At 63.0% G+C, this 17294-nt stretch carries 15 protein-coding genes and 1 pseudogene; 10 read left to right on the forward strand and 6 right to left on the reverse strand.

Translation table 11 applies throughout. From position 1 onward, the window contains the following. The 4 genes from NKI37_RS31250 to uraH form a co-directional block, all read right to left on the reverse strand. Nucleotides 1–313 (reverse strand): XdhC family protein (locus NKI37_RS31250; protein WP_502897525.1); only part of this gene is annotated, 313 nt, incomplete at its 3' end. Nucleotides 314–387: 74 nt separating this feature from the next. Then, a complete protein-coding gene (gene xdhB, locus NKI37_RS31255) occupies nucleotides 388–2754 on the reverse strand; it encodes a xanthine dehydrogenase molybdopterin binding subunit (protein ID WP_352791672.1) in 2367 nt (788 codons plus the stop codon). After that, complete coding sequence (xdhA, locus tag NKI37_RS31260; RefSeq protein WP_352791670.1) at nucleotides 2754–4235, reverse strand: xanthine dehydrogenase small subunit; 1482 nt, start codon at nucleotides 4233–4235, stop codon at nucleotides 2754–2756. The genes xdhB and xdhA overlap by 1 nt, the downstream gene beginning before the upstream one ends. Nucleotides 4236–4238: 3 nt before the next feature. Continuing rightward, nucleotides 4239–4613: a hydroxyisourate hydrolase gene (gene uraH, locus NKI37_RS31265; RefSeq protein WP_023683492.1), complete on the reverse strand. Its 375-nt coding sequence runs from the start codon at nucleotides 4611–4613 to the stop codon at nucleotides 4239–4241. A gap of 184 nt (nucleotides 4614–4797) precedes the next feature. On the opposite strand from uraH, the gene puuE reads away from it, so the two are divergent. From puuE to NKI37_RS31285, 4 genes are read left to right on the forward strand one after another with little or no spacing between them, the layout of a single operon-like run. Further along, nucleotides 4798–6216 carry an allantoinase PuuE gene (gene puuE / locus NKI37_RS31270; protein ID WP_352740268.1) on the forward strand — a complete coding sequence of 473 codons (1419 nt, stop codon included), beginning with the start codon at nucleotides 4798–4800 and terminating at the stop codon, nucleotides 6214–6216. A gap of 32 nt (nucleotides 6217–6248) precedes the next feature. After that, nucleotides 6249–7106, forward strand: a complete 858-nt coding sequence (locus tag NKI37_RS31275) for a bifunctional allantoicase/(S)-ureidoglycine aminohydrolase (RefSeq protein ID WP_502896410.1) — start codon at nucleotides 6249–6251, stop codon at nucleotides 7104–7106. After that, entirely contained in the window at nucleotides 7103–7603 is a 501-nt protein-coding gene (locus NKI37_RS31280) for an ureidoglycolate lyase (protein WP_023755801.1), read from the forward strand. The genes NKI37_RS31275 and NKI37_RS31280 overlap by 4 nt, the downstream gene beginning before the upstream one ends. A gap of 3 nt (nucleotides 7604–7606) precedes the next feature. Beyond that, entirely contained in the window at nucleotides 7607–8200 is a 594-nt protein-coding gene (locus tag NKI37_RS31285; protein ID WP_023671383.1) for a nucleoside deaminase, read from the forward strand. Nucleotides 8201–8210: 10 nt separating this feature from the next. Here NKI37_RS31285 and NKI37_RS31290 read toward each other — a convergent pair whose 3' ends face one another. After that, nucleotides 8211–8522 (reverse strand): BrnA antitoxin family protein, encoded by a 312-nt coding sequence (locus tag NKI37_RS31290; protein WP_023671384.1) that lies wholly within the window; start codon nucleotides 8520–8522, stop codon nucleotides 8211–8213. Further along, nucleotides 8509–8756, reverse strand: a pseudogene (locus NKI37_RS31295) (BrnT family toxin). The gene NKI37_RS31290 and the pseudogene NKI37_RS31295 overlap by 14 nt, the downstream one beginning before the upstream one ends. A 179-nt stretch (nucleotides 8757–8935) precedes the next feature. Here NKI37_RS31295 and NKI37_RS31300 point away from each other — a divergent pair. From NKI37_RS31300 to NKI37_RS31325, 6 genes are all read left to right on the forward strand, one after another. Then, nucleotides 8936–10918 carry a CocE/NonD family hydrolase gene (locus tag NKI37_RS31300; RefSeq protein ID WP_352791667.1) on the forward strand — a complete coding sequence of 661 codons (1983 nt, stop codon included), beginning with the start codon at nucleotides 8936–8938 and terminating at the stop codon, nucleotides 10916–10918. 154 nt (nucleotides 10919–11072) lie between these two features. Beyond that, complete coding sequence (locus NKI37_RS31305) at nucleotides 11073–12659, forward strand: ABC transporter substrate-binding protein (RefSeq protein WP_023671387.1); 1587 nt, start codon at nucleotides 11073–11075, stop codon at nucleotides 12657–12659. Nucleotides 12660–12675: 16 nt separating this feature from the next. Beyond that, a complete protein-coding gene (locus tag NKI37_RS31310; RefSeq protein WP_023671388.1) occupies nucleotides 12676–13635 on the forward strand; it encodes an ABC transporter permease in 960 nt (319 codons plus the stop codon). 9 nt (nucleotides 13636–13644) lie between these two features. Continuing rightward, nucleotides 13645–14469: an ABC transporter permease gene (locus tag NKI37_RS31315; RefSeq protein WP_023671389.1), complete on the forward strand. Its 825-nt coding sequence runs from the start codon at nucleotides 13645–13647 to the stop codon at nucleotides 14467–14469. Beyond that, nucleotides 14469–16124: an ABC transporter ATP-binding protein gene (locus NKI37_RS31320; RefSeq protein ID WP_023694741.1), complete on the forward strand. Its 1656-nt coding sequence runs from the start codon at nucleotides 14469–14471 to the stop codon at nucleotides 16122–16124. The genes NKI37_RS31315 and NKI37_RS31320 overlap by 1 nt, the downstream gene beginning before the upstream one ends. A 64-nt stretch (nucleotides 16125–16188) precedes the next feature. Next, complete coding sequence (locus NKI37_RS31325) at nucleotides 16189–17028, forward strand: alkaline phosphatase family protein (RefSeq protein WP_352791665.1); 840 nt, start codon at nucleotides 16189–16191, stop codon at nucleotides 17026–17028. The last annotated feature ends 266 nt before the right edge of the window (nucleotides 17029–17294 follow it).

The raw sequence follows: 17294 nt of genomic DNA on the forward strand, positions 1-17294 counted from the left end.
CCGGCGGGGGGGGGGCGCCCCCCTCCCGGGGGGGGGGGTGGCCCCCCCCCCCCCCCCCCCCCCCGGGCGGGGCCCCCCCCCCCGACCCTCCCCACAAGGGGGAGGGTGAAGACCCCACCATCTGCCTCGCCTTGTCGATCGCCATGTACTCGAGCTGACCGCCGCCGATCGTGCCAAAAATCGCCGCCTGCGATACGAGCATGAAGGCGCCCTTCTCGCGCGGAGTCGAGCCTTTGGTGCCGGCCACTTCGACCAGAGCAAGCCGGCCGGCGCTGGCGAGAAAAGCTCTGAGGCTTTGCACTTTCGACTTCATATTTCGCATTCCCGTACGGGAAATATAGGGTTTTTCAGTCTGAATTGCACGTTTTGCCAGAATCCAGGTCCGAGTCAGGCGCTATTCTTGGCTTCACCCTTCAGCCGTTCGATCGCCATCAGCACCCGTTCTGGTGTTGCAGGAGCGTCGAGACGCGGACAGACCTTATGATCGGCCACACTTGCCACCGCGTCCGACAGCGCATGCAGCACAGACATGCCGAGCGGGAAGGGCGGTTCGCCGACCGCCTTGGAACGGTGCACCGTCGGCTCGTTGGCCTCCGGCCAGTCGGCCAGCGTGACGTTGAATATCTTCGGCCGGTCGGACGCGAGCGGGATCTTATAGGTCGACGGCGCATGCGTGCGCAGCCGGCCCTTGTCGTCCCACCACAGCTCCTCCGTCGTCAGCCAGCCCATGCCCTGGATGAAGCCGCCCTCGATCTGGCCGAGATCGATGGCGCGGTTCAGCGAGCGGCCGGTTTCATGCAATATGTCGGTGCGCTCGACGACATATTCGCCGGTCAGCGTGTCGACCGAGACTTCCGAGCACGAGGCGCCATAGGCGAAATAATAGAACGGACGGCCCTCGCCCTTGTCACGGTTCCAGTGGATTTTCGGCGTCTTGTAAAAACCCGCCGCCGACAGTTGGATGCGGGCCATATAGGCCTGCTTGACAAGGTCGGTGAAGGCGATCTCCTGGTTGCCGATGCGCACCCGGTTGGGCAGGAAAAGCACCTGCTCGCGCGGCACCTGGTATTTTTCGGCGGCGAAGTCGGTCAGCCGTTCCTTGATCTGGCGGGCGCCGTTCTGCGCCGCCATGCCGTTGAGGTCGGTGCCGGACGACGCCGCGGTGGCCGAAGTGTTGGGCACCTTGCCGGTGGTCGTCGCGGTGATCTTGACCTGGTCGAGGTCGATCTGGAACTCTTCCGCCACCACCTGCGCCACCTTGACGTAGAGGCCTTGCCCCATCTCGGTGCCGCCGTGATTCAGATGCACCGAACCGTCGGTGTAGACATGCACCAGCGCGCCGGCCTGGTTGTAGTGGGTGGCCGTGAAAGAGATGCCGAATTTGACCGGCGTCAGCGCCAGGCCGCGCTTGATGAAGCGGCTGTTGGCGTTGAAGGCCTGGATGATGCGGCGGCGCCCCGCATAGTCGGCGCTCGCCTCCAGCTCGGCGACGATGCGGTGGATGATGTTGTCCTCGACCGTCTGGTGATAGGGCGTGACGTTGCGGCCCCCGTCTTTATCACCACTGGTGCCATAAAAATTCTGCTTGCGGATTTCGAGCGGGTCCTTGCCGACGGCAAAGGCAACCTCGTCGATGACGCGTTCGGCGCCGACCATGCCTTGCGGGCCGCCGAAGCCGCGAAACGCCGTGTTCGACACGGTGTTGGTGTAAAGCGGTGCCGATTGCGCATGCACCGCCGGCCAGAAATAGGTGTTGTCGCAATGGAACAGCGCGCGGTCGGTGACCGGGCCGGACAGGTCCGATGAAAAGCCGCAACGCGCCGCGAACATGAAGTCGACGCCAAGAATGTTGCCGTCGTCGTCGAAACCTACTTCGTAGTCGACGAGGAAGTCATGGCGCTTGCCGGTGGCGATCATGTCGTCGTCGCGGTCGGGCCGGATTTTTACCGCGCGATGGTGTTTCTTGGCGGCGATCGCCGCCAATGCCGCAAACTGGTTGCCTTGCGTCTCCTTCCCGCCGAAGCCGCCACCCATGCGGCGGATTTCCACTGTGATGGCGTTGCTCGGCACGCCCAGCGCATGGCTGACCATATGCTGGACTTCGCTCGGATGCTGGGTCGAGGAATAGATGGTGACGTCCTGGTCCTCGCCAGGAATGGCCACTGCGATATGGCCTTCGAGATAGAAATGCTCCTGGCCGCCGATGCGCATCTTGCCCTTCAGCCGGCGCGGTGCCGCCTTGATCGCGGCAGCGGCATCGCCACGCTTCAGCGTGAGCGGCGGCGTGACCAGCTTGTCATTGCGGGGGTCGAGGTCGCCAATGTCGGTGACGAAAGGCAATGGACTGTATTCGACCTTGGCCAGCCGGGTGGCGCGGCGCGCCTGTTCGCGCGTCTTGGCAATAACGCAGAAGATCGGCTGACCATAAAACTGCACCTTGTCGTCGGCCAGCACCGGCTCGTCGTGGCGGCCGGTCGGCGAGATGTCATTTTCGCCCGGAACGTCCTTGGCCGTCAGCACATCGACGACGCCCGGCGCCGCGCGCACCGCCGACAGATCCATTTTGCTGATCGTCGCATGCGTCGCCGTGGACAGGCCGAGGCAGCCATGCAGCATGCCCGCCGGTTCCGGCATATCGTCGATATAGACCGCGCTCCCGCTGACATGCTTGTGCGCGGAATCGTGGCGCTGGTCGGCGGCGACGCCACCGGAAATCTTCTGCGCCTTGAGATCTGGAGAGGCGTGCTTGTTCATCAGGCCGCCTCGTTGCGTGACACCTGGAACGGCGCCTTGCTGCCGTTGGTTTCGGCAAAAAAGCGCAGCAGCAGGTTCCTGGCCGCCAGCGCCCGGTATTCGGCCGATGCCCGCATATCGGTCAGCGGGGTGAAATCGCCGGCATATTCAGCCATGGCCGCTTCCACCGTTGTCTCCGTCCACGGCTTGCCGAGCAGCGCTTTTTCGACACCGAAAGCCCGCTTCGGGGTGGCCGCCATGCCGCCATAGGCGATGCATATATCGGCCACGGTTCCGTCCTTGGCCAAGTCGAGGAAAAAGGCGCCAAGGGCTGCCGTGATGTCCTCGTCGCGGCGCTTGGTGATCTTGTAGACGGCAAACTTCGTGCCCTTGGCCGGCACGGGAACGTGCACGGCCTCGACGAATTCGCCTGGCTGCCGGTCCTGCTTGCCATAGGCGATGAAGAAATCCTCGAGCGCGATGGTGCGCCGCTTCTTGCCGCGGCGCAGCGTCAGTTGCGCACCAAGCGCGATCAGGGGCGGCGGCGTGTCGCCGATCGGCGAGCCATTGGCGATGTTGCCGCCGATGGTGCCCATGTTTCGTACCTGTTCGCCGCCGATGCGGTCGAACAATGGCCCGAGCGCGGGGATGCGCTTGGCCAGTGTCGCGAAGGCGTCGGTGTAGGTAACGCCGGCTCCGATGGTGATTACGTCATTGTCTTCGGAGATCGCGCACAGCCCCTCGAGATTGCCGATGAAGACTACCGGTGAGATGTCGCGCATGTGCTTGGTGACCCACAGGCCGACGTCGGTCGAGCCGGCGACAACAGTGGCGTCGGGTTCCTTGTCCAGTACAGCGGCGAAATCGTCGACGTCAGCCGGCACAACCAGCCGCTGCTTGCCGGCGCCGATTTCGACGCGGGCACCGTCATGCATAGCCTCGAGCTTGGCGGTGATCGCCTTGCGCTCGGCCGCCAGCGGATCCTTCGCCGCCTTGCCGTAGCTGGAGATGGCACGCGCGGCGCGCATGATTGCCTCATAGCCGGTGCAGCGGCAAAGATTGCCTTGCAAGGCCTTCTCGATCGCCGCATTCGACGGGTCCGGCGACTTCATCCACAGGCCGTAGAGCGACATGACGAAGCCCGGCGTGCAGAAGCCGCATTGCGAAGCGTGGAAATCGACCATCGCCTGCTGCACCGGATGCAATTGGCCAGGCGCGCCGCGCAGATGCTCGACGGTGACGACATGGGTGCCGTCGAGCGAACCGAGGAAACGGATGCAGGCGTTGACGCTTTCATAAACCAGCTTGCCGGCGGACAATTTTCCGACCAGGACCGTGCAGGCGCCGCAATCGCCCTCGGCGCAGCCTTCCTTGGTGCCGCGCAGCGAGCGGTCGAGCCGCAGCCAGTCGAGCAAGGTCGCGTCGGGCGCCACCGACGACAGCGCGACATCCCTGCCATTGAGGATGAAGCGGATCTCGTTGCGTAGTGTGATCTTGGCCATGCGTCAGCTCCCCCTGTAGGTCGAGTAGCCGTAAGGAGAGATAAGCAACGGCACGTGATAATGCACGGATTCCGCCATGCCGAAGCGGATCGGCACACTGTCGAGGAAGGCCGGTTCCGGCAGTTTGGTGCCCTGGCCGCGTAGATAGTCACCGGCGGCGAACACCAGTTCGTATTCGCCGAGGCGAAATTCCGCTCCTGCCAGCAGCGGCGCATCGCAGCGGCCGTCGGCATTTGTGACGATGGTCTTCAAATGTATCCGCGCGTCGCTCTCAAGATGATAAAGCGCGATCGACAGGCCCGCCGCCGGCTTGCCGGTCGCGGTGTCGAGCACATGCGTCGTCAGACGTCCGCCATCGGCTCTCGACGTTTCTGCCACTGGCGCCTCCCATTTCCGATACAGCCGAACAAAGCAGTGAATTGTGCGCCAATTAAAGGCGATGCATAAGTCCCGGTCGAGCGGAGTGGCACAAAAACACTTTCAAAAATTTCGGGGGAATGCGCGAGCAACCCTTTCGACTATCCTGATCACAACTTCCGGCAGCGTCCGGCGGGGAGGGGCAATGCGTTACTCTAGAGACATGCGCGGCTACGGAGCCAATCCGCCGGATCCGAAATGGCCGGGCGGTGCGCATGTGGCCGTCCAATTCGTCGTCAACTACGAGGAAGGCGGCGAGAACTGCGTGCTGCACGGCGACAAGGCCTCGGAAGCCTTTCTGTCGGAAATCGTCGGCGCCGCGCCCTGGGTCGGCCAGCGCCACTGGAACATGGAATCGATCTACGAATATGGCGCGCGGGCAGGCTTCTGGCGGCTGCTGCGCCTGTTCAGCGAGGCGCAAGTGCCGGTGACCTGCTACGGGGTCGCCTCAGCACTGGCCCGGTCGCCCGACCAGGTGGCGGCGATGCAGGAGGCCGGCTGGGAAATGGCCTCGCACGGCCTGAAATGGATCGACTACCGCGACCACAGCGCCGAGGACGAGCGCCGCGACCTCGAAGCGGCGATCAAGCTGCACTACGAGGTGACGGGCCAACGGCCGACCGGCTGGTACACCGGCCGCACCTCGGTCAATACGGTGCGGCTGGTCGCCGAGGAGGGCGGCTTCGACTACGTCTCCGACACCTATGACGACGAACTGCCCTACTGGTTCGAGCACAGCGGCGGCGCGCAACTCGTCATCCCCTACACGCTCGATGCCAACGACATGCGTTTCGCCACGCCGCAGGGATTCAATTCCGGCGACCAGTTCTTCGCCTATTTGAAGGACAGTTTCGACACGCTCTATGCCGAGGGCAAAGCGGGCCGGCCGCGGATGATGAATATCGGCCTGCATTGCCGCCTCGTCGGACGTCCTGGTCGGGTGGCGGCGCTGAAGCGCTTCGTCGACTATGTCAGATCGCACGACAAGGTCTGGCTGGCACGGCGCATCGATATCGCCAGGCACTGGCAGGAGAACCACCCCTACCAGCCGGCGGCGCTCAAGCCGTCGAAGATGGCGTTCGAGACCTTCGTCGACACTTTCGGCGGCGTGTTCGAACATTCGCCCTGGATCGCCGAACGTGCCTATGAGCTGGAGCTTGGGCCGGCGCATGACAGCGCCGGCGGCCTGCACAATGCGCTCTGCCGCGTCTTCCGCGCCGCCAGCGAAACCGAGCGGATCGGCGTCCTCAACGCCCATCCCGATCTCGCTGGCAAACTGGCCAAAGCGAGACGCCTCACTGCGGAATCCACACGCGAGCAGGCCTCCGCCGGCCTCGACGCGCTGACCGACAAGGAGCGCGAGCTGTTTTCCAAGCTCAACGCCGCTTACGTCACCACCTTCGGCTTTCCCTTCATCATCGCGGTGCGGGGCAAGACCAAGGAGGAGATCCTCGCCGAGTTCGAGGCGCGCATCGGCAACAGCCGTGGCGTAGAACTCGATACCGCCTGCAAACAGGTCGAGCGCATCGCGCTGCTCCGCCTGAAAGACATGCTCCCGCTCTAATGAAATGACTGAGGGGTCAGGACCCAATGGATATGATCAAGACTGACCAGAAAACCTATTACGCGCCGCATGGCGGCCATCCCGGCCAAAATGAGCTTTTGACCGGCCGCGCCGTCTTCACCGAGGCCTATGCCGTCATACCGAAGGGAGTGATGCAGGACATCGTCACCAGCCCACTGCCGTTCTGGGACGAGACCAGGGCCTGGATCATCGCCAGGCCGCTTTCGGGTTTCGCCGAGACATTTTCGCAGTACATCGTCGAGGTCCTGCCCGGCGGCGGCAGCGACCGGCCCGAGCCGGACGCCGGCGCCGAGGGCGTGCTGTTCGTGGTCGAGGGCGAGTTGACCGTTTCGCTGGCCGGCAAGAAGCACGTGCTTCAAGCCGGCGGTTTTGCCTTCCTGCCGCCGGCCAGCGGCTGGACGGTGCGCAACGAAGGTCGCGACGCCGTACGCTTCCACTGGATCAGGAAGGCCTATGAGGCCGTCGACGGCATCGACGCGCCGGAAGCCCTGTTCAGCAGTGACCAGCAAGTGGCGCCGACGCCGATGCCCGGCACCGAGGGCCGCTGGGCGACGACCCGTTTCGTCGATCCGGCCGACATGCGCCACGACATGCATGTCACCATCGTCACGCTCGAGCCCGGCGCCGTCATCCCGTTTGCCGAGACGCATGTCATGGAGCACGGGCTCTATGTCTTGGAAGGCAAGGCGGTCTACCGCCTCAACCAGGACTGGGTCGAGGTCGAGGCCGGCGACTTCATGTGGCTGCGCGCCTTCTGCCCGCAGGCCTGCTACGCGGGCGGCCCAGGCAAATTCCGCTATCTCCTTTACAAGGACGTCAACCGGCACGCCAAGCTCGGCGGGGCGGGCATTGGCGGTCGCGCGCGGTGACCCGCATCACAGCGCGGCCGCTGACCCGCGAAAGCTTTGCCGGCTTCGGCGATGTCATCGACATGGGCGGCGGCAATCACTACCCGATCAATGGCGGCAAGACCGAGCGCTACCACAATCTCGCCACCGCTGAAGCCGCGGGACCGAATGCCCGCGTGCTGATCTCGATGGCGCGCGGCACGCCTTACGACCTGCCGCTGAAGCTGACCATGGTCGAGCGCCATCCCTTAGGCAGCCAGGCGTTCATCCCGCTGTCACCGCGGCCTTTCCTGGTCGTCGTCTGCCATGACGGCAAGGACGGTCCGCGCGAGCCGCATGCCTTCATCACCGCACCGGGGCAAGGCGTCAACTATCCGCGCAATCTCTGGCACGGCGTGCTGACACCACTCGGTGAAGCGCAGGATTTCGTCATCGTCGACCGCGGCGGTGACGGCTCCAACCTCCAAGAGTTCCATTTCTCGCACCCCTACGAAATCCATCTCCCCAACGAGACCTGAGAAATGACCGACATATCGCTGATCGACCGCCTGCTCGATGTCATCGAGCACGACATCGTGCCGAAAACGGCAGAGGGCGTGGCCCATGGGAACAAGCTGTTCGGCGCCGCCATCCTGCGGAAGGGCGACCGCTCGCTGGTGCTGGCCGAAACCAACAACGAGATGGAAAATCCGCTCTGGCATGGCGAGGTGCACTGCCTGAAGCGTTTCTATGAAATGCCGAAAGCCGAGCGCGTCGACACCAAGGACGCCATCTTCATCGCCACGCATGAGCCCTGCTCGCTCTGCCTGTCGGCGATCACCTGGACCGGCTTCGACAATTTCTACTACCTCTTCAGCCACGAGGATTCACGCGACAGCTTTGCGATCCCGCACGATCTGAAAATCCTGAAAGAGGTCTTCACTCTCGATCCCGGCGGCTACAATGCCGAGAACGCTTATTGGAAGAGTTTTTCCATTCGCAGGCTGGTGCGGGCGCTGCCCGAGGCCGAGCGCGGCCGGCTTGAGGCAAGGATCGGCAATATTTCCACCCGCTACGACGAACTGTCCGGCGCTTATCAGGCGCGCAAGTCCGAAAACGACATTCCGCTGAACTGACGCGGATTGCCTAGCCTACCTTCGCGTTTTTCAGCACCTCGTTGATCCTGGCCTGCCAGCCCTTGCCGGTCGCCTTGAATTTACTGATGACATCCTGATCCAGACGGATGGACACGACTTGCTTAGGCTTCTCCACGGCTGGCCGGCCACGAGCACGCCTTATGCTCTCGAAAAGTTCTGGAAACACTTCCGCGAAAGGCCTGGCTTGCGCCAACTGTTCGTCTGTCGTCTCCGCATCGTCGGGATCATCAACAATTTGTCTTTGAATTTCCACTTCCTCCGCATCGGTAAGCGGTCGAACACGCGATTTAGGATTGTTCATATACTGACCTTTCCTTTCGGCTGGCACGGCGCATCGAGATCACCGAATCGCCTCCGAACCAAGCGGCTTGAAAATCACGGCCAGGATGATCTCTCGCCAATCGCCTTGAACCGGTCGGCCTTGGCTGGAAGGACGGTTGAAGTCGCAAAAAAACTCAATATCGAGTTCGGCAAAATCGAGACCCCGGCTGTCCAGGTTCGTCACGCGCTTTGGCTCATCCCAAACGATTTTCAGGCGAAATCCTCATCACGTTGGGTTCAGTTAATAAATGTAATACATTAATTATAATCCTGCAACATCAGGGCAAAACAATCGGGCTACATATCGTGGCGTCGTCGCGGCGACACCGGCCGTCGCCCGTTTGACTTCATGACATGCCCGCTCCATGCGTCACTGACATCCTGGAGCATCGCATGAAAACCATCACCGAATTTCCCCGCAAGGTCGTCGAATTCCCCGATATGGGCATCGTCATGCCGGATGGTTGCCGGCTGTCGGCGCGGGTTTGGATGCCGGAGCACGCCAGCAGCGATCCGGTGCCGGCGATCCTCGAGCACCTGCCCTACCGCAAGCGCGACGGCACCATCTTTCGCGATCAGCTGACGCATCCCTATTTTGCCGGCCACGGCTACGCCTCGATCCGCGTCGACATGCGCGGCAATGGCGATTCCGAAGGTCTGATGGACGACGAATATTCCGAGCAGGAATTGCAGGACGCCTGCGATGTGATTGCCTGGGCGGCAGCACAGCCCTGGTGCAACGGCAGTGTCGGCATGATGGGCATTTCCTGGGGTGGCTTCAACTGCCTGCAGGTGGCGGCCAAGCAGCCGCCGGCGCTGAAGGCGGTGATCAGCCTGTGCTCGACCGTCGACCGCTACGCCGATGACATCCACTACAAGGGCGGCTGCCTTTTGACGGAAAATTTCGGCTGGGCCTCGACCATGTTGTCCTATTCGTCGCGACCGCCGGATCCGCTGATTGCGGGCAACCGCTGGCGCGACCTCTGGCTGACGCGGCTGGAGAACCAGTCTTTCCTTCTGCCGCTCTGGCTCAGCCATCAGCATCGCGACGCCTATTGGAAACGCGGTTCGATCTGCGAGGATTTCTCCGCGGTCAAAGCCGCCGTGCTGTCGATCGGCGGCTGGCATGACGGCTACCGCAACACGATTTCGCATCTGGTCACCAACATCCAGGCGCCGGTGAAGGGCATTGTCGGGCCATGGATCCACAAATACCCGCATTATGCCGAACCCAAACCCGCCATCGGCTTCCTGCAGGAGGCGTTGCGCTGGTGGGACAGCTGGTTGAAGGGCGTCGACACCGGCGTCGAGGCCGACCCGGACTACCGCGCCTATGTCATGGACAGTGTGCGGCCGGCGCGCTGGCACCCGGAGCGGCCGGGCCGTTGGGTGGCCGAACAGGAATGGCCGTCTCCCAACATCAAGGTCGGGGCGATCGAACTCATTGCTGACGGCGTCAGGCCGGCGATCGTGGCGACCCCGCAAAGCTGCGGGCTCGCCGGCGGCGAATATTTTCCCTTCACCTTTGGCCCGGAACTGCCCGGCGACCAGCGCCCGGACGATGCGCTGTCCGTCTGCTTCGATCAGCCTGTGCTTGCCGAGGCACTCGACATCGTCGGCGCGCCGGAGCTTCTCATCCGGGTGTCGTCCGATCGCCCGCAGGCGAACATCGCGGTGCGGCTGTGCGACGTGCACCCCGACGGCGCCTCGGAACTGATCTCCTACGGCGTGCTCAACCTGACGCATCGCGCTTCGCACGAACAGCCGCAAGCGCTGGTGCCGGGCGAAACGGTTTCGGCGCGCGTTATTCTCGACCAGTGCGCCTACCGCGTGCCGGCCGGACACCGCCTGCGCATCGCTGTTTCCAACGCTTACTGGCCGATGATCTGGCCGTCGCCGGAGCCGGTGCGGCTCGACCTTTCAGCGGCGACGCTGAGGCTGCCGCTGCGCCCGCTCGCAAAAAGCGACGAGACTTCATTCCAGTCTCCCGAAGGCGCAACACCCTGGGCAACCGCGACAGTTCGTGCAGCGAATTCCGAGCGTCACGTCGATCGCGATGAGAAGACCGGCATCGTCACGCTCTCGATCACGGATGATTTCGGCGAAGTGCGCGATCTCGCGCATGGACTGGCCAATGGCAGCATTGCCCGCGAGAGCTGGACGATCCACCCCTACGACCCGCTGTCTGCCTCGGGCCGGACGCACTGGACGCAGACCTTGTCGCGAAACGGATGGTCGGTGCGCACCGAGACATCGGCTGAAATGCGCAGCGACGCGCAAAACTTCGTCGTCAGCGCCAGAATCGAAGCCTATGAGGGCGAAACGCTGGTTTTCGAACGCGATTTCGAAGAGACGATCCCGCGCGACCTGCTCTGAGCGTCCACGCGACTGGTCCAGTTGCGACGCACGATTTACGCCACGGCATGTCGCATTCCGTCTTGCTTACCGCTTTGCCTTCCGGTCAATATCCCTTTGGTAACAACAAGCAAAAAACGACCATAAGGTCGAACCAACAGAGTGAGGAACTCAAATGTCCAACGAACTCGAATATCTGAGCCGGCGCGTTGCGTCCGGCAAGCTGAGCCGTCGTGATTTCCTCGGCCGCGCCGCAGCACTCGGCGTCACAGCGCCCTTCGCCAATATGCTGCTTTCCAGTGCGGCTCGCGCGGAAGGCCCGGTCAAGGGCGGCACGCTGAAGGCCGGCCTCGTAGGCGGCGAATCCACGAACAGCCTGGACCCGGCTTTGTTCATGACGCAAGTGCCGTTCGCCTTTGGCAAGATGTGGGGCGAGCTGATCGTCGAGCTGTCCCCGGAAGGCAAACTCGAGAACCGCATCGCCGAAGAGATCGGCTCGTCGGACGACGCCAAGGTGTGGACGCTGAAAATCCGCGACGGCGTCGAATTCCACAACGGCAAGACGGTGACCGCTGAGGATGTGGCGGCAACCCTCGAGCGCCATTCCGATGAAAAATCGAAGTCCGGCGCGCTGGGCTACATGAAAGGCATCGACAGCATCAAGGCCAGTGGCAAGGAAGTCGTCCTGACGCTGAAGGAGGCCAACGCCGACCTTCCCTATCTCCTCAGCGACTACCACCTCATCGTCCAGCCCAACGGCGGCAAGGACAAGGCGGATGCCGGCATCTCGGCAGGACCCTACAAGGTCACCACCAACGAGCCCGGCGTGCGCCATGGCGGCGAGCGCTTCGCCAATTACTGGCAGGCCGACAAGATGGGCCATGCCGACCAGATCGAGATCATCGTCATCAACGACGCGACCGCGCGCACGGCGGCCCTGCAGGGCGGCCAGGTCAACATGATCAACCGCGTCGAGCCGAAGATCGTCGACCTCATCAAGCGCGTACCGGGCGTCACCATCCGCAACCATGCCGGCCCCGGCCACTACGTCTTCATCATGCATTGCAACACCGCGCCCTTCGACAACAGCGACCTGCGCATGGCGCTGAAGCTCGCGATCGACCGCGAAGAGATGCTGAACAAGGTGCTGCGCGGCTACGGCTCGCTCGGCAACGACTTCCCGATCAATTCGTCCTATCCGCTGTTTTCCGAGATCGAGCAGCGCAAATATGATCCCGACAAGGCCAAGTTCCACTACAAGAAGTCGGGCCATGACGGCACCGTGCTGCTGCGCACCTCCGACGTCGCCTTCCCGGGCGCGGTCGACGCCTCGCAGCTCTTCCAGCAGAGCGCGGCCAAGGCCGGCATCAAGATCGAGCTCAAGCGCGAGCCCGGCGACGGCTACTGGAACGAGGTCTGGAACAAGCAGCCCTTCTGCGCCTCCTATTGGGGCGGCCGCTCGACCCAGGACCAGATGTACTCGACCGCCTATCTGTCGACCGCCGACTGGAACGACACCCGTTTCAAGCGTCCGGACTTCGACAAGCTGGTGCTGGCCGCACGCGCCGAACTCGACGAGACCAAGCGCAAGCAGATGTACCACGACATGGCCGTGCTGGTGCGCGACGAGGGCGGCCTGATCCTGCCGATGTTCAATCAGTTCATCGATGCGACAGGCGCCAAGGTCGGCGGCTGGGTAGACGATCCGCATCAGGAGCTGATGAACGGCTACGCGCTGGCGAAGTGCTGGCTCGAAGCCTGAGCCCGGCTTTGCGGATATGTCCTCACCCGTCGTGAAACTTGTGGCCCAGCGCGTTGCGCTGGGCATCGTCCTCTTGCTGGCCGTTTCGGTCCTGATCTTCGCCGGCACCCAGATCCTGCCCGGCGACGTCGCGCAAGCCATTCTCGGACAGTCGGCGACGCCGGAATCGCTCGCCAATCTGCGCGAGCAGCTCGGCCTGAATCAGCCGGCTTACATCAGGTATTTCCATTGGCTAGGCGGTGTGCTCACCGGCGATCTTGGCACGGCGATGTCGAGCGGCCAGGATATTGCCACGTCGATCAAGGGGCGGCTGTGGAACACGCTGTTCCTCGCCTTCTGGGCTGCGATCGTGGCCGTGCCGCTGGCCATCATCCTCGGCCTGATCGCCGTGCGTTACCGCAATGGCTGGGTCGACAAGCTGATCTCCGGCCTGGCGCTCGCCTCGACATCTTTCCCGGAATTCTTCATCGGCTATGTGCTCGTCTATTTCTTTGCCGTGAAGTATCAATGGTTCCCGGCCATTTCCACGGTCTATGACGGCATGCCGTTCGGTGAGCGCATGCAGGCGATCGCGTTGCCAGCCACCGCGCTGACGCTGGTTGTGCTGGCGCATATGATGCGTATGACCCGCGCGGCCATCCTCAACGTCATGCAGTCGGCCTATGTCGAGACGGCAGAACTGAAAGGCCTGTCGGCCTTCAACGTCATCCGCAAGCATGCTTTCCCCAATGCCATAGCGCCGATCATCAACGTCGTCATGCTCAACCTCGCCTACCTCATCGTCGGCGTCGTCGTGGTCGAGGTGATCTTCGTCTATCCCGGCATGGGACAATATCTGGTCGACCACGTCACCAAGCGCGACGTGCCGGTGGTGCAGGCGGTCGGCCTGGTCTTCGCCGCCGTTTATATCAGCCTGAACATCATTGCGGACATCGGGGCGATCGTCGCCAATCCGCGCCTCAGACATCCGAAATAGGCGGCGGGCATGCTCGACATCAAACGCATCCCCATCCCCGCGCTGATCGGCATCGTGCTGACGGCTATGTTCGTGTTGGCGGCAGTTTTCGCACCGTTGATCGCACCGTACGGCAATGCCGAAATCGTCGGCGATGTCTGGGAACCGATGACGGCGGCACATTTGCTGGGCACCGACAATCTCGGTCGCGATCTTCTGTCGCGCATGATCTACGGCGCTCGCATCACGCTGTTCATCGCGGTGCTGGCCACCGCGCTGTCATTCTCGCTCGGCGCCATCCTCGGCTTTTCGGCGGCGGTGTTCGGCGGCTGGTTCGACACGCTTCTGTCGCGCCTTGTCGATCTGCTGATGTCGATCCCGACCCTGATCATGGCGCTCGTCGTGCTTTCGGTGCTGCCGACCAATCTGGTGACGCTGATCCTGGTGATGGGCGTCCTCGACTCGACCCGCGTCTACCGGCTGTCGCGCGCGGTGGCCGTCGACATCAACGTCATGGACTATGTCGAGGCCGCCAAGCTGCGGGGCGAAGGCAGCGGCTGGATCATCTTCCGCGAGATCCTGCCCAACGCGCTTTCGCCGCTAGTCTCGGAACTTGGCCTGCGCTTCATCTACGCGGTGCTGTTCTTGTCGACGCTCTCCTTTCTCGGGCTTGGCGTGCAACCGCCGGATGCCGACTGGGGCGGCATGGTCAAGGAGAACAAGGACGGCATCGTCTTCGGTATCGGGGCGGCACTCATTCCCGCCGCGGCGATCGCAGCACTGGCGATTTCGGTCAATCTGGTCGCCGACTGGGTGCTCAACCGCACGACAAGCCTGAAGGGAGGACGCGGGTGATGGCTGACACAAAAGCAAAGCCCGGCCTGCTGCTCGATATCCGCAATCTGCGCATCGAAGCGACAGTGTTTCCGCCCGGCGAGGCGCCGAAGAACATCGTTTTGGTCCACGATGTCTCGCTGACGCTGGAAAAGGGCAAGGTGCTCGGCCTGATCGGCGAGTCCGGCGCCGGCAAGTCGACCATCGGCCTGTCGTCGATGGGCTATGGCCGTGGCGGCGTGCGCATCACCGGCGGAGAGGTGCTGCTCAACGGCCGCGATATCCTCAAGGGCGGCAAGGAAGGTTTCCGCAAATTGCGCGGCCGCGAGGTCTGCTATGTCGCGCAGTCGGCGGCCGCGGCCTTCAATCCGGCGCACAAGCTGATGGACCAGGTGGTGGAAGCAACGCTGCTGCACGGCACGGCGACACGCGCCGAGGCCGAGAAACGTGCCGTGGCGTTGTTCAAGAAGCTCAGCCTGCCAAACCCCGAAATCATCGGCGAACGGTTCCCGCACCAGGTCTCCGGCGGTCAGTTGCAGCGGGTGATGACGGCTATGGCGCTGTGTTCGGAACCCGACCTGATCGTCTTCGACGAGCCGACCACGGCGCTCGACGTGACGACGCAGATCGACGTGCTGGCGGCGATCAAGGACGCCATCCGCGACACCCATGTCGCGGCGCTGTACATTACCCACGATCTTGCCGTCGTCGCCCAGGTCTCGGACGAGATCATGGTGCTGCGCCATGGCAGGCTGGTCGAATGGGGCGGCACTCGCCAGATCATCAAGGAGCCGCGCCAGGAATACACCAATGCGCTGGTCTCGGTGCATGAGATCGAGCATGCCGAGCAGAAGCCCGGCGCCGCGCCGTTCCTGTCGGTCAAGAACGTCACCGCCGCTTACGGCGGCAGCCACGTCAAGGTGCTGAAGAACGTCTCGGTCGACATCTTTCCGGGACAGACGCTGGCTGTCGTCGGTGAATCCGGCTCCGGCAAGTCGACGCTGGCGCGCGCCATCACCGGGCTGTTGCCGCCGGAAGAAGGCACCGTCACCTTCGACGGCAGGCCGCTCGCCAACAGGCTTGCCGACCGGCCGAAGGAGGATCTGCGGCAATTGCAGATGATCTACCAGATGGCCGACGTGGCGATGAACCCGCGCCAGACCGTCGGCACCATCATCGGCCGGCCGCTGGAATTCTACTTCGGCATACGCGGTCGCGAGCGCGACAAGCGCGTCGCCGAACTGCTCGACGAGATCGAGATGGGCAAGGGCTTTCTCGATCGTTATCCGGCCGAACTCTCCGGCGGCCAGAAACAGCGCGTCTGTATCGCCCGCTCGCTCGCTGCCAAGCCCAAGCTGATCATCTGCGACGAGGTGACATCGGCGCTCGACCCGCTGGTGGCCAACGGCATTCTCAAGCTGCTGCTCAACCTGCAGCAGCACGAGAAGGTCGCCTACCTCTTCATCACCCACGATCTGGCGACGGTGAAGTCGATCGCCGATTCGATCGCGGTGATGTACCGCGGCGAGGTGGTGCGCTACGGCGCCAAGAGCAAGGTGCTGACGCCGCCCTTCGACGCCTATACCGACCTGCTGCTGTCGTCCGTTCCCGAGATGGAGATCGGCTGGCTGGAAAAGGCGATCAAGGGACGGCGCATGGCGAGCGCGGGGAATTAGTAGGGAATTCGCGGCCTTTGTCGCGAAAACTTCCTTCAACGGCAAAAGCTTTCCGGAGCCGCCCATGGCGCTCAAGACCAAACTGCTGCTCATCATTCTCGATGGCGTGCCCTACCGGAACTGGCGCCGGCTGATGGGCAATCTCGAAGGCTGGGTGCAATCGGGCGAGGCGCAGGTGTGGAAGATGCGCTCGGTGCTGCCGTCGACCTCGGCCTGCTGCTATGCCTCGATCCACACCGGCGTTTCGCCGCAGGAGCACGGCATCCTATCCAACGAGAACCGTTTTCTCGTCAACAAGCCGGATATTTTCTCCGACGTCAGCAAGGCCGGCGGCAAGACCGGCGCGGTGACGCATTCCTACTGGTCGGAATTCTTTCGTTCCTATCCGTTCGATCTGGTCGAGGACATGGAGTATGACGAGCCCAACGGACCGATCGCGCATGGCCGCTTCCACACCATGACCGGCTACAATGCCCGCAACCAGATGACGCCGAGCGATGTCGACCTGTTTGCGACGCTGACCATGCTGACCCGACGCCATGCCATCGACTACGGTATCCTGCACACCTGCACTCTGGATTCGATGGGGCATCGCTTCGGCCATGACTGCCACGAAATGGACCATGCCTGCTATGCGATGGACGGCATGCTGGCAGCCTTCCTGCCGGGCTGGCGGCAGGCCGGTTACGAGGTGATCGTAACCGCCGACCACGGCCAGACAGACCGCGGCCATCATGGCGGCCGTGACGATGAAATGCAGGATTTCGCGCTGTATTATTTCGGAGCCGGCAAAGGGCCGGATCCGGACACGCTGCTTGATCAGCTGCAACTGGCGCCGACGGTGCTGAAGCGGCTGGGTGTGCCGGTGCCGGAGACCATGAAGGCTAAGCCGTTTTTGGGGTGACGGAGGTCGTCGCTGAGCCGCCGTTCGCTACCCCCTCTCCCCGTCACTATACGGGGAGAGGGTAAGGGTGAGGGGCAGCGCTAACATCAAAATAAATACCCCAACGCCGGCGCCGCCCCTCATCCGCCTGCCGGCACCTTCTCCCCGTATAGTGACGGGGAGAAGGGAGACGTGTCCGAACCGGATAGATAGGTAACAGAATGGACCGATAGCATGGGTGACAGTTTTCTTGTCCGCCGGAGGACCGGCGATGGTTTGGCGAGAGA

It is taken from the genome of Mesorhizobium sp. M0626 (assembly GCF_040320665.1).
Lineage (GTDB): Bacteria > Pseudomonadota > Alphaproteobacteria > Rhizobiales > Rhizobiaceae > Mesorhizobium.

Bases quoted from the DNA above. Each gene is read 5' to 3' on its own strand.
- xdhB (WP_352791672.1), bottom strand. From the start codon at position 2,754: ATGAACAAGCACGCCTCTCCAGATCTCAAGGCGCAGAAGATTTCCGGT.
- xdhA (WP_352791670.1), bottom strand. From the start codon at position 4,235: ATGGCCAAGATCACACTACGCAACGAGATCCGCTTCATCCTCAATGGC.
- puuE (WP_352740268.1), top strand. From the start codon at position 4,798: ATGCGTTACTCTAGAGACATGCGCGGCTACGGAGCCAATCCGCCGGAT.
- NKI37_RS31275 (WP_502896410.1), top strand. From the start codon at position 6,249: ATGATCAAGACTGACCAGAAAACCTATTACGCGCCGCATGGCGGCCAT.
- NKI37_RS31285 (WP_023671383.1), top strand. From the start codon at position 7,607: ATGACCGACATATCGCTGATCGACCGCCTGCTCGATGTCATCGAGCAC.
- NKI37_RS31290 (WP_023671384.1), bottom strand. From the start codon at position 8,522: ATGAACAATCCTAAATCGCGTGTTCGACCGCTTACCGATGCGGAGGAA.
- NKI37_RS31300 (WP_352791667.1), top strand. From the start codon at position 8,936: ATGAAAACCATCACCGAATTTCCCCGCAAGGTCGTCGAATTCCCCGAT.
- NKI37_RS31305 (WP_023671387.1), top strand. From the start codon at position 11,073: ATGTCCAACGAACTCGAATATCTGAGCCGGCGCGTTGCGTCCGGCAAG.
- NKI37_RS31310 (WP_023671388.1), top strand. From the start codon at position 12,676: ATGTCCTCACCCGTCGTGAAACTTGTGGCCCAGCGCGTTGCGCTGGGC.
- NKI37_RS31315 (WP_023671389.1), top strand. From the start codon at position 13,645: ATGCTCGACATCAAACGCATCCCCATCCCCGCGCTGATCGGCATCGTG.
- NKI37_RS31320 (WP_023694741.1), top strand. From the start codon at position 14,469: ATGGCTGACACAAAAGCAAAGCCCGGCCTGCTGCTCGATATCCGCAAT.
- NKI37_RS31325 (WP_352791665.1), top strand. From the start codon at position 16,189: ATGGCGCTCAAGACCAAACTGCTGCTCATCATTCTCGATGGCGTGCCC.